Below are 11,996 nucleotides of genomic sequence, written 5' to 3'. Positions count from 1 at the left end.
CACAAACCACAAACCACAAACCACAAACCACAAACCACAAACCACAAACCACAAACCACAAACCACAAACCACAAACCACAAACCACAAACCACATCCTCAGTCATTCCACGACTGATAAATCCGCCGCACCTCGCGGAACGACTGCTTGGGCTTGCGGTATTCGTTGACGAGGCCTTTGTTGTTGAAGCCGCGGGCCCGGTCGCGGAAGTTCTTGCTGCTGCTCTTCAGGTCGCCGCGGATGTCGGCGAACTGCCAGATGTAGGTGCCGCCGATCTTCGGATCAGCGCGGAAGATGTTCAGCGCTTCGGTCACGATATGCGCCTGATAGTCCTCGCTGAACAGCCGCGGCTCCCAGCCGACGTCCCCGAACAGTCCGGCACCGCCGAACTCGGTCATCAGCACCGGCGTGCCGCCCGCCCCCAGCTGCTCCGCCCGCTTATGGAACTGCTCCAGCATGCCCTTGAAGCCGCTGACCTCGCCTTCGTACCAGCCAAAATATTTGTTGATGCCGATCACATCAAACAGCGGCAGCAAAATATCCTCCAGCGGATGCATGGTGGCATAGGTCACGAGCCGGGAAGCGTCGAGCTTCCGCACAAGTCCGATCAGTGCTTCTGTGAATGCATAGGCCTCCTGCGTGCGGGTATCGATTTCATTGTGTACTGACCAGAACACCACGCTCGGATGATGAACATGCGTCCCGATCATCTCTTCAATCATGGTCAGGGCGCGGTCCCGGAACAGCGGCTCGCTGACGGTCTCATTCGGCAGGAAGCAGCCCCAGATCGGAATCTCGCTCCAGAATACAAGCCCGTTCTCATCTAGCAGGTCAAGCCAATAGGAGCTTTGCGGATAATGGGAGCCCCGGACGGTGTTGCAGCCCAGCTCCAGAATGATATCCAGCTCCTTATGCATCAGCTTCGGCGGGAAGGCAAAGCCCCATTCCGGATGCTCCTCATGCCGGTTCACACCCTTCAGATAAACAGGAGCGCCGTTGATCAGAATCCGGTGGTCCTTGGTCTCAATAATGCGGAAGCCGATCCGCTCGATCTTGTCGTCATGCTCTGTCCGCAGCTGGAACGTATACAATTCCGGCTTGCCGATATTCCACAGACGCACGTCCGTCAGCCGCAGCTTGATCACATGGTTTACTATTTGTCCTGCTTCAACCTGCACATCCTCCGCGTGCAATTCCTGCCCGCCTTCACTGAGCACCAGCCTGGTCGCCAACGCATCCGTCAGCAAAGAGCGCAACTGCACCTGTACAGACACCTCAGCCTCTGCATCCTGCAGCTCATAATCGATCTTCAGCTGTTCAATATAGAGGTCCGGCAAAAACTGCAGCTCCACCGAGCGGATGATACCGCCGTAATGGAACCAGTCCACCTGCTCCGTCGGAATGGTGAAGCGGTCCAGCGTGCTGTCCGTGCGGATAATCAGCTCATGCTCTCCTGCAGCCAGGGACGGCACAAGGAACTCAAAAGGCGTAAAGCCGCCGTAATGGTAGCCCAGATGCTGCCCGTCCAGGTAAACATCGGAGTGACCCTGCACCGCGTGGAAAATCAGCCGGACATGCTGCTCACTGCCCAGCACGATTGTTTTGCGGTACCAGCCGATGCCCTCATATTCATACATTCCCAGCTCATTATTCCAGCAGGAAGGGACGTAAAGGGTTTGCTGAGAATGTGGAAAACGCTCAAACCATCTTTTCTCAAGGCCTTCTTTCAAAGGATCTTTCGCGAAATCCCAAGGCCCGTCCAGCAGCTCTGTTACGCGGATATTATGCTGACGAAAAGTTCTTAACAAGTATGTGCGCCTCCCCGTTATTGTGCGATGGCATTGTCTTTTACAGGCATCGTGTTAGTATGGATAGTATCATTTACCACTCGGGCATTGAATAGAAAAAAACAATAATGTCTTGTATAAATCGCGCCTGCAGCAGCAAAGGGGAGACTGTGCTTGGAAGAGAATGCCTATAACCTGAATGACCTGAGCGTGCACATTCATTTTGTGCTGGATAAAGTGACTTTTCCGGGCTGGGAGGATATCCGCAACATGGTCAATGTGCACAGCCTGTACTGGATTCATGAGGGGGAGGGGATCTTCCGGACCAATGTGGAGCATAAGGTGCAGGCAGGGATGCTGGCTTATCTGAAGCCCGGCCTCAAAATGTCCATGCGTTCAGAAATAGAAGCCCCGCTGCGCATCACGATGCTGCTGTTCGATTGTGCGGAGCTCGGCTATGATGCGGTCTGGAGGAACGTCCAGCCCATAGAGACACTTCGGCTTCCTTTTCTGGGCCAGTATGGCCCCCGGCAGGCTGAGGAGATCGGCGCTATGTTCCGGGAGATTAACCAGGAGTGGCTGCCGGGGCAGACTGCCGGAACGGCCGTTTCCCGTGCCAAAACACAGATTCTGCTCCATAAGCTGCACCAGAGCGTCCGGGCGGACTGGAATGTGATGGAGTCGGGAGCTTTTGCCGCCTTTGAGCAGATTAAGAGCAAGCTTGAGAATGCCTACATGGACCATCACCGGATCGAAAAAATGGCGGAGGAGTACGGTATTTCAGCTTCATACCTGCGCAAGCTTTTCCTGAAATATACCGGCATGGGGCCGAAGGAATATCATATGCACATCCAGAACCAGCAGGCGTGCCGCTACCTGACGTTTACGGATTATCCGGTGCGGGAAATCGCTAAGCTGTGCGGCTTTTACGAGGAATATCATTTCAGCAAAATGTTCAAGCAGCTAAACGGCGTATCGCCGACAGCCTATAGGAGCAGCCAGCGATCCGGGGAGTAAGCAGAACAAGAGGAACCACAGGCGGTGGAAAATGCCGGGTCTGTGGTTCTTTTTTTACGGAAAAGATTATGCCATGATAGCTACAGGGGGCGACTTACGGATGTTTAATGATTTCAGGCTCATTGCCGGGCGGCCGGTGTATGTGCAGGTTAAGGATTATATGAAAAGCCTTATTCTGAGGGGTGCCCTCCAGGGGGAGCAGAAGCTGCCCTCTACCCGGGAACTGAGCCTGCTGCTCAAGGTCAGCCGCAACTCCGTGATCTCCGCCTACATGGCGCTGGAGGATGACGGGTTCGCTTATACGGTGCAGGGGCAGGGGAGTTATGTCAGTAACACAGCCCTCCCGGAGAATACAGCAGCACCTGCCTGGAGTGTAGACTGGAAAAGCCGCCTGAGCAGCAGGGCGCTGCTGGCCGAAGAGCTGGATATTATGAAACGCGGCATCCGCGCGGGGAAGGACACGATTTCTTTTACCAGTATCGCACCGGATGAAAGCCTGTTCGATCTGGACAATGTAAAACGCGCCTTTCTGGAGCGGATGTCAGTAGAAGGCAATGTTCTGCTGAACTATGGTTATGCCAAGGGGTATAAGCCTTTAATAGATTATTTGAAGAAATACATGGAGCATAAGGGCGTAGACATGCGCGGCAAGGATCTGCTGATTACGAACGGGTTCACGGAGGGTTTTGATATTGTGCTGTCAGCGCTGGGTCAGCGCCACGGGAAGGTGCTCTGCGAGAATCCGACCCATCATACGGCGCTCAAAAACCTGCGGCTGAACGGCTTCGGTATCCGTGGAGTGGCCATGGAGCGTGACGGCATCCATCTCGGTGAGCTGAAGCAGGCGCTGGAGGAAGGGATGTATGATTGTGCCTACCTCGTACCGTCCTACCACAATCCGACCGGAATCGTCATGTCTCCCGAAAAAAGGCTGGGCGTGATGAAGCTGATGGCCGACTACGGTGTGCCGGTGATTGAGGACGGGTTCAACGAGGAGCTGCGCTATTCCGGCTCGCATGTGGCTCCGCTGATCGCGGCGGCCGGGGGCGGCAACAGTGTGATTTATCTGGGTAGCTTTTCCAAGGTGCTGTTCCCGGGCCTTAGAGTAGGCTGGGTGCTGGCGGACCAGGAGCTGATCTACTATCTGGAAAGTGTCAAAAGAGCACGCAGCATCCACACCTCGACGCTCGACCAGTCCATACTGTATCAATATTTGCTCGGCGGGAATTTGGAGAAGTATCTCAAACGGGCCAGAACGGAATATAAGCGGAAATACGAGCTGACGATGGCGTGCTGCAGGGAGCTTTTGCCGGATTGCAAGGTGAGCGGGGACGGGGGATTGCATCTGTTCGTCACGTTTCCGGAGGGCTTCAGCACAAGAGAGCTGCTGGCGGCGTGCCGGGAGCAGGGGGTTATTTTTACGGTGGGGGATATGTTCTTTACAGACGGAACAGGACAGAACACGCTGCGGCTGGGCTTCTCCAGGGTGGCGGATGACGATATACGCAGGGGAATCGGGATCATCGGCAGGACAGCACGGCAACAACTACTCGGATGAGATGAAAAGGGGAATGGGGATATGTTAAAAGTAGGCGTAATTATGGGCGGAGTGTCCTCTGAATACGAAGTGTCGCTGAATACCGGTAAAGAGATGCTGAAGCATCTGGACCGGAGTAAATATGAGGCGGTGCCGGTTATCATTGAGGAGCGCGGACAGCTGGTTGAGGCGGTAAAAGGGCTGGATTTCGCGCTGCTGGCGCTCCATGGCGCCTACGGTGAGGACGGAACGGTGCAGGGAACGCTGGAAACGCTCGGTATCCCCTACTCCGGGAGCGGTGTGCTGGCGAGCAGCGTGTGCATGGATAAGCATCTGTCCAAAACCATTCTCCGCAGCACAGGCGTGCTGACCCCGGATTGGCTGTGCTGGGACAGTATGGAGGACTATTCGGAAGAAGCTGTGGGACAGCTGGGCTACCCGGTTATGGTAAAACCGAATTCCGGCGGCTCCAGCATCGGCATGTCCAAGGTGGATAACGCTGAGGGGCTTCGTGAGGCGGTGGAAAAAGCTTTTGCCGAGGATCGTGCGATCCTGATCGAGGCCTTCACCGAAGGGCAGGAGATTACCTGCGCCATCCTTGGCGGGGAGCTGCTGCCGGTGATCGGCATCCAGTCGCTGGGTGCGGAATGGTTCGATTACAGCGCCAAATATGAGCAGGGCGGGGCAGATGAGCAGGTTATCCAGCTGTCGCCGGGTACACATGAACGGGTGCGGACGGCGGCGTTCGCCTGCTATAAGGCGCTGAAGTGCTCTGTCTACGCCAGAGTAGATATGCTGCTGCAAAAGGGCGAGCCGTACGTGCTTGAGGTAAATACGCTGCCGGGCATGACCGGAACGAGCCTGCTGCCGCGCAGCGCCGCTGCTGCCGGGTATACGTTCAGCGGGTTGCTGGACGCGATTATTGAAGGCTCGCTGCGGGAGCGGGGGGAAGGTGCGGGGCGGAGTAAGGGCGCTGCCGGGGAGAATGCAGAGCTGATGCAGAAAGGGGATGGGCCGGGCGAAGCAGTGGCTGAAGGATATAATACGGAAGCCGAGGCGGCGGGAGCACACGCGGCAACGGAGGAAATAGGCATACGGGAGGTGACCAGCCATGTTTAATGAGCAGGTGTCTCCGTACACGCAGGGGTGGATTGCCCCGCGTGTGCGGGAGATCGCGCCTTCGGGCATCCGCGCTTTTTTTGATCTTACAGCGGGTAACAACGATATTATTTCACTTGGTGTGGGAGAGCCTGACTTCAAAACGCCGGAGCATATCCGGGCTGCCTGTATCCGTGCGCTGGAGCGCGGCGAGACTACATACACGCCGAACAGCGGACTGCCCGAGCTGCGGGAGGAGATTGCTTGTTACCTGCGTAATAGCTTCGGGCTCCACTATCAGGCTGCTGATGAGGTGATCGTTACCGTAGGCAGTAGCGAAGCGCTGGACCTGGCGCTGCGGGCATTCACCGCTCCGGGGGATGAGATTATCATCCCTTCTCCAAGCTACATTGCTTACTCGCCGATAGCCCATCTGAACGGGGGCACGCTGGTCGAAGTGGAGACTACGGCGGAGCAGGGCTTTAAGCTGACGGCTGAAGCCTTGGAAAAGGTGATCACGCCGCGCTCCAAGCTGCTGGTGCTGAATTTCCCTAGCAATCCTACCGGGGCGGTGATGTCTTATGAAGACTGGCTGCCGATTGCTGAACTGGTGAAGCAGCATAACCTGCTGGTGCTGTCAGATGAAATCTATGCCGAACTGACCTATGACAGCAAGCATGTCAGCATTGCCTCGCTTCCCGGGATGCAAGAGCGGACGATCCTGATCAGCGGCTTCTCCAAGGCGTTCGCCATGACCGGCTGGCGCGTCGGCTACGCCTGCGGGAACCGCGAGCTGCTGGGTGCGATGCTGAAGATTCATCAGTACACCGCGATGTGCGCGCCGGTGCTGGGCCAGATCGCTGCCCTGGAATCGCTGCGCAGCGGGCTGGCTGACAAGGACCGGATGAAGGAAGTCTTCCGGCAGCGCAGAACGCTGTTTGTCGAAGGTCTGCGGACCATCGGCCTGGACTGCCGTGAGCCGGAAGGGGCGTTCTACGCCTTCCCGTCCATTGCCCGCACCGGAATGCGGTCGGAGGATTTTGCACTGCGGCTGCTGCAGGAAGCAGGGGTTGCCGCTGTTCCCGGGCATGTGTTCGGAAGCGGCGGCGAAGGGCATATCCGCTGCTCTTATGCTGCTTCCACCGCTAAGCTGACCGAGGCGCTGGAGCGGATGGATGGCTTCATGAAAGTAAAAATGTAATTGTAAGATCATGGCGTATCCCCTATAATCCTTGAAGAAGAAAAAGGGATATGGCAATGAGACGTGTGCTGATGCATAACGGCGGCAGACGGGCGCTCCCTTCTTCGGAGGGGGCTTTTTGGCGTGATTTGGGGCGGAGAAAAGGGCTTCCGGGCCGGGACTGCTGTTTCGGCGGTGCTTGCTGATTCACGGCTTCTTGCCCTAAGAGTGTTGCCTTTTCGCGGCAGACGCATAAGGGATCTCTGGAAGCCTCCTGGGGGCGAGGATCGCCCAATACTTCCCGATGTGCATGGATTCATGGACTTATAACTGCTGAAGCTTTCTGAGCCAGCTTGGCTGATGTATGCTCTGTTCAGCTGTAACGGACACAGATGACCTTATTTGCTCATTTCAGCCTTTTTGGACCAGCTAACGGACTCCAGTGCTCTTATTACTCTCAAATACCGTCTTATTTGGTATTTAATCAGTATATAAAGGCTCCTGAGTCCGTTAGCTCAAGGAATTGTCTGTAGGCTGATTAATAAGGGCTGTACGGTCCGTTAGCATTTCTGGCCCCTTAATGGCAGTGCGTTTGCTAAGATATTGTTAAGAAACAAGCGGTGAGTAGCTAGTGGCAGATGGTGAGTGGATAGTGGCTGATGTTGAGTAGCTGGTGGCACAGGGCGAGTTGATGGTGGCTGATGTTGGGTAGCTAATGGCACAGGGCGAGTGGATAGTGGCTGATGTTGAGTAGCTAATGGCAGATGGCGAGTTGATAATGGCTGATGTTGGAGTAGCTGGTGGCGCAGGGCGAGTTGATAGTATCAGATGTTGAGTAGTAGTGGTAGATGGCGAGTGGATAGTGGCTGATGTTGAGTAGCTGGTGGCAGATGGCGAGTTGATGGTGGCTGATGTTGGGTGGCTAGTGGCAGATGGCGAGTTGATGGTGGCTGATGTTGGGTGGCTGGTGGCATAGGTCGAGTCGATGGTGGCTGATGTTGGGTGGCTGGTGGCACAGGTCGAGTTGATGGTGGCTGATGTTGAGTAGCTAATGGCACAGGGCGAGTTGATAATGGCTGATGTTGAGTAGCTAGTGGTAGATGGGGAGTAGCTGGAGACAGATGGCGAGCAGCTAGTGGCTAGTGACAGATTGTGTGTGGTAGATCGCATTTGCCGGGCTGCTTGTGGGAGATTCAGGATACGCGGCAGATAGTATGAAATGTGAGGTAGACGATACATAGGAGGAATTGCGATGCAAGCAGCAATTGATCAAGTCATCAGCCGGATCACACCGGCTGACAAGGAAGCGGTACAGCGGGCGGAGCAGCGGCTCGATATTTTGACCAAGCCGCCGGGGAGCCTCGGACGGCTGGAGGAGCTGGCGGTACGGCTCGCGGGGATTTCAGGCACGGAGCAGCCGGCTTACGGCAAGCGGACCGTGGTGGTTATGGCTGCCGACCACGGCGTGTGCAGCGAAGGTGTCAGTGCTTTTCCCCAGGAGGTCACCGTGCAGATGGCCTACAATTTCCTCGGCGGCGGCGCAGGGGTCAATGTGCTGGCCCGGCAGGCCGGCGCAGAGGTCAAGCTGGTTGACATCGGCATAGCCGGGGACGTCAGCCATCCTGAGCTGATCGCCCGGAAAGTGCGCTACGGCAGCGGCAATATGGCGCAGGGGCCGGCGATGAGCCGCGAAGAAGCGCAGCAGGCTATTCTGGCCGGGATCAGCGTGGCTGAGGAAGCTGTAAAGAGCGGAACCGGGATTTTTATTACCGGCGAAATGGGGATCGGTAATACAACAGCCAGCGCTGCGGTTCTTTGTGCACTGGAAAGCATCCCGGCGGAAACGGCTGTCGGCCGCGGTACCGGTATTGACGATGAGCGGCTGCGTCACAAAATTGCCGTTGTAGAACGTGCGCTGAAGCTGAATGCACCTGATCCCGGGGATGGAATGGATGTGCTGTCCAAGGTTGGCGGACTTGAGATCGCCGGTCTGGCCGGTCTCATACTGGGGGCGGCAGCGGCCAAGGTTCCCGTGGTACTCGACGGCTTCATCTCCGGAGCGGCGGCGCTTGTCGCCAAGGCGCTTGCCCCGGAGTCCGTTAACTACATGATCGCTTCCCATATCTCCGGCGAGCAGGGGCATAGGCTGATGCTGGAGCGGCTGGGACTGACAGCGCTGCTTGATCTTGGGCTGCGTCTTGGGGAAGGGACAGGAGGCGTGCTCTGCCTCCACCTGATTGAAGCAGCCAGCCGCATAATGCGGGAGATGGCCACCTTCGAAAGCGCGGGGGTCTCGGGAGCGGAGAGCCGATGAGCATTCTTGTAACAGGCGGTGCGCGCAGCGGCAAAAGCGGCTTCGCCGAGCGGCTCACACTGTCACTGGCAGAGCAGGCAGTGTATGTGGCGACCGCACAGTCATTCGATGATGAGATGAAGGTGCGGATTGCCCTGCACCGGCGGCAGCGCGGGGAAAGCGGCGGGCAATGGCAGACGCTGGAGGAGCCGCATGAGCTGCCCGCACTGCTTGACCGTCTCTCGGGAGGCAGGGCGGTGCTGGTGGATTGCCTGACGCTCTGGCTGTCAAATGTGCTGCTGGCTGTTGAAAGCGAGCCGGACAGGCAGGAACGGGTGGAGCAGGAGATCGCCCGGCTAGAGGATAGCGTATCGTCCTTTCAAGGGACGCTGGTCCTTGTAACGAACGAAGTTGGTGACGGAATCGTACCGGAATATGCGCTCGGACGGCTGTACCGGGATCTGGCCGGCAGGATGAATGCCAGGGTGGCTGCACGTTGCCAGCAGGTCTTTCTGGTCACTGCCGGCATTCCAATAGAGCTCAAGAGCAGGGAGTACAAGCTGTGAGCGCGCGCAGGGATGCCGCAGCCGCTTTTCAGTTTCTGTCCCGCTTTCCGGTTAAGGATGGCGGAGACTTCTCGCCGGAGCTGCTGCGTCGCAGCGTGGTCTATTACCCGCTGGTCGGCGCAGCCATCGGGCTTAGCGCAGCGGCGGCAGCAGCAGCTGCCGCCTGGCTGCTGCCGGTCTGGCCTGCTGCTGTCATCACCCTCATCCTGTGGGTGGGACTGACCGGCGGGCTGCACCTGGACGGCTGGATGGACAGCGCCGATGCGCTGCTCAGCTACCGCTCAAGGGAGCGGATGCTGGAGATCATGAAGGACAGCCGCGTGGGGGCCATGGGCGTGCTGGCCTGCGTGCTTCTGTTGCTGCTGAAGGCAGCGCTCCTGGCAGCCTTTATCGGGGGTAGCCGTTACTACGAGCTGCCGCTGCTCCTGCTGCCGCCGGTGTGGAGCCGCTGGTACATGGTGCGGGCCATGGCCCGCTTCCCCCTGGCCCGCGGCAATGAAGGCCTGGCAGCGAGCTTCGCCGCGCTGCCGGTCCGCCAGGAGCGGCGCGCCATGCTGCTCGCCGCTCTGCTGACGCTTCCCGCAGCCGCAGCACCTCTGGTGCTGGGCGCGGGAGGCGGGGCGTGGCCGCAGCATCTGGCTGCGGCCTGCCTGGCGCCGCTGGCCGCCATAGCCTGCGGCGGATACGCGGCGCGGCGGATCAGCAGCCGGCTCGGCGGGCTCACCGGCGACGTGTACGGCGCGCTGAACGAGCTGCTCGAAGCAGCATTGCTGCTGCTTCTTGTGCTGCTGCAGCACAATCTACTGTAGCAGTTGCCGGGCAGACGAGCTGTACGCGGGAGCAGAAGCAGGCCTGGCCAGCGGCCTTTACTCCGATTAGCAGGAAGAGAGCGAGGAACCATACATGAAGAAGCAAGCAGAGCAACAAGCGGACAGATATGTACCACAGCGGCCGGCGGCCGTTCTGATGATACAGGGAACCGCTTCGGATGTCGGCAAAAGCCTCGTCACCGCGGCCATCGGCCGGATTATGACACAGGACGGATACCATGTAGCTCCGTATAAATCGCAGAACATGGCGCTGAATTCCTATGTTACCGAAGACGGCAGGGAAATCGGCCGCGCCCAGGGGATGCAGGCCGAAGCTTTCGGCATAACAGCCACCACGGACATGAATCCGATTCTGCTGAAGCCATCCGGGGAGATGAGCGCCCAGATTGTGGTGCATGGTGTGCCGCATACGGCGCTCAGTGCCAGGGAGTACCGGGAGAAGTTTCTACCAGAGGCGAAGGATACCGTGCTATCTGCGCTTGGCAGGCTGCGTGATACCTATGACGCCGTGCTGATGGAGGGTGCAGGCAGCCCGGCGGAGATTAATCTGAAGGCCAGGGATATCGTCAATATGAATCTCGCTGGCTGGGCAGATGCTCCGGTACTGCTGGTTGCAGATATTGACCGGGGCGGCGTGTTTGCGTTCCTGGTAGGTACGCTGGAGCTGCTTGAGCCGCATGAACGGGCCCGGGTAAAGGGCTTTATTATCAACAAATTCCGCGGCGACCTGTCTCTGCTGAAGCCGGGGCTGGACTGGCTGGAGGAGCGTACTGGCATCCCGGTGCTTGGAGTGCTGCCCTTCCTGCCGCAGCTGCGGATTGAGGCGGAAGACTCCGTAGTTCTGGAAGGAGCCCCGGCACGCTCATCCGGCAGCGCCAAAGAACTGGATATTGCGGTTATCCGTTATCCGCGCATCTCAAATTTTACCGATTTTGATCCGCTGCAGGATGAGCCGGATACCTCAGTGCGTTATGTGAACTCCGCTTTAGAGCTCGGTAGGCCGGACGTTATCATTCTGCCGGGCACCAAAAATACGGCGGCAGACCTGGCATTTCTGAGGCAGCAGGGGTTCCCGGTGGCTATTGCACAGGCGCTACGCCAAGGGACCCTGCAACTTGCCGGAATCTGCGGCGGCTATCAGATGCTGGGGCAGAAGCTGCTTGATCCGGATGGGGTGGAGAGCGCAGAGCCGGGAGAAAGCGACGGACTCGGTTATCTGCCGCTGTCGACGGTATTTTTGCAGCATAAAACCACCGTTCGGGTCCATGGTGTACTCGCCGCCGGCCATCCGCTGCGGTTAAGCGGAGCTGCTCCGGAAGATGCCGCTGGTACCGCTGTCAGCGGATATGAAATTCATATGGGAACAACTGCAAATCATGATCCTGACGCGGTCCGCAGCCTGTTCAGGCTGGCGGGGGAGGACGGGCAGGAGCAGTCTGAAGGCTGGGGGACGCCTGACGGCAGAATCTGGGGAACCTATCTGCATGGCCTGTTCCATAACGATGAGCTGCGCCGCCGCTGGCTGGACGGTATACGGGAAGCCAAAGGATTACCTCCGCTGGCCGTTACCTTCTCGGCGGCTGCCGTGCGTGAGCAGGAGTTCGACCGGCTGGCTTCATCTGTGCGGGAGAACCTGAATATGGAGGCAGTATATACAATAATGGGCCTGCCCGGAAAAGAGGGATAGC

9 protein-coding genes are annotated in these 11,996 nt (G+C 57.9%); 8 read left to right on the top strand and 1 reads right to left on the bottom strand.

Annotation, left to right across the window (positions count from 1 at the left end; translation table 11 throughout):
* Positions 1–98: 98 nt before the first annotated feature.
* A complete protein-coding gene (locus M2108_RS29970; protein ID WP_277473084.1) occupies positions 99–1,808 on the bottom strand; it encodes a glycoside hydrolase family 2 protein in 1,710 nt (569 codons plus the stop codon).
* 153 nt (positions 1,809–1,961) lie between these two features.
* Here M2108_RS29970 and M2108_RS29965 point away from each other — a divergent pair, with 153 nt between their 5' ends.
* The 8 genes from M2108_RS29965 (at position 1,962) to M2108_RS29930 (ending at position 11,995) form a co-directional block, all read left to right on the top strand.
* Positions 1,962–2,804: a helix-turn-helix transcriptional regulator gene (locus tag M2108_RS29965; RefSeq protein ID WP_277473085.1), complete on the top strand. Its 843-nt coding sequence runs from the start codon at positions 1,962–1,964 to the stop codon at positions 2,802–2,804.
* A 100-nt stretch (positions 2,805–2,904) separates the two neighbouring features.
* Entirely contained in the window at positions 2,905–4,362 is a 1,458-nt protein-coding gene (locus tag M2108_RS29960; RefSeq protein ID WP_277473086.1) for an aminotransferase-like domain-containing protein, read from the top strand.
* A gap of 21 nt (positions 4,363–4,383) precedes the next feature.
* Positions 4,384–5,460 (top strand): D-alanine--D-alanine ligase, encoded by a 1,077-nt coding sequence (locus tag M2108_RS29955; RefSeq protein ID WP_346780652.1) that lies wholly within the window; start codon positions 4,384–4,386, stop codon positions 5,458–5,460.
* Entirely contained in the window at positions 5,453–6,640 is a 1,188-nt protein-coding gene (locus tag M2108_RS29950; RefSeq protein ID WP_277473088.1) for an aminotransferase class I/II-fold pyridoxal phosphate-dependent enzyme, read from the top strand. The genes M2108_RS29955 and M2108_RS29950 overlap by 8 nt, the downstream gene beginning before the upstream one ends.
* Before the next feature lie 1,231 nt (positions 6,641–7,871).
* Positions 7,872–8,933: a nicotinate-nucleotide--dimethylbenzimidazole phosphoribosyltransferase gene (gene cobT, locus M2108_RS29945; protein WP_277473089.1), complete on the top strand. Its 1,062-nt coding sequence runs from the start codon at positions 7,872–7,874 to the stop codon at positions 8,931–8,933.
* Entirely contained in the window at positions 8,930–9,478 is a 549-nt protein-coding gene (gene cobU, locus M2108_RS29940; RefSeq protein ID WP_277473090.1) for a bifunctional adenosylcobinamide kinase/adenosylcobinamide-phosphate guanylyltransferase, read from the top strand. Before cobT ends, cobU begins: the two co-directional genes overlap by 4 nt.
* On the top strand, positions 9,475–10,287 hold the full coding sequence (gene cobS, locus M2108_RS29935) for an adenosylcobinamide-GDP ribazoletransferase (RefSeq protein ID WP_090719334.1): 813 nt from the start codon (positions 9,475–9,477) through the stop codon (positions 10,285–10,287). Before cobU ends, cobS begins: the two co-directional genes overlap by 4 nt.
* A gap of 94 nt (positions 10,288–10,381) precedes the next feature.
* On the top strand, positions 10,382–11,995 hold the full coding sequence (locus tag M2108_RS29930) for a cobyric acid synthase (RefSeq protein WP_277473091.1): 1,614 nt from the start codon (positions 10,382–10,384) through the stop codon (positions 11,993–11,995).
* The last annotated feature ends 1 nt before the right edge of the window (position 11,996 follow it).

This window comes from Paenibacillus sp. PastM-3, from assembly GCF_029893965.1.
Lineage (GTDB): Bacteria > Bacillota > Bacilli > Paenibacillales > Paenibacillaceae > Paenibacillus_AQ.
Note: the sequence above shows the minus strand (reverse complement) of the source record. Positions and strands in the feature narration are given on the sequence as shown.

Bases quoted from the DNA above. Each gene is read 5' to 3' on its own strand.
- M2108_RS29950 (WP_277473088.1), top strand. From the start codon at position 5,453: ATGTTTAATGAGCAGGTGTCTCCGTACACGCAGGGGTGGATTGCCCCG.
- M2108_RS29960 (WP_277473086.1), top strand. From the start codon at position 2,905: ATGTTTAATGATTTCAGGCTCATTGCCGGGCGGCCGGTGTATGTGCAG.
- M2108_RS29955 (WP_346780652.1), top strand. From the start codon at position 4,384: ATGTTAAAAGTAGGCGTAATTATGGGCGGAGTGTCCTCTGAATACGAA.
- cobU (WP_277473090.1), top strand. From the start codon at position 8,930: ATGAGCATTCTTGTAACAGGCGGTGCGCGCAGCGGCAAAAGCGGCTTC.
- cobT (WP_277473089.1), top strand. From the start codon at position 7,872: ATGCAAGCAGCAATTGATCAAGTCATCAGCCGGATCACACCGGCTGAC.
- M2108_RS29930 (WP_277473091.1), top strand. From the start codon at position 10,382: ATGAAGAAGCAAGCAGAGCAACAAGCGGACAGATATGTACCACAGCGG.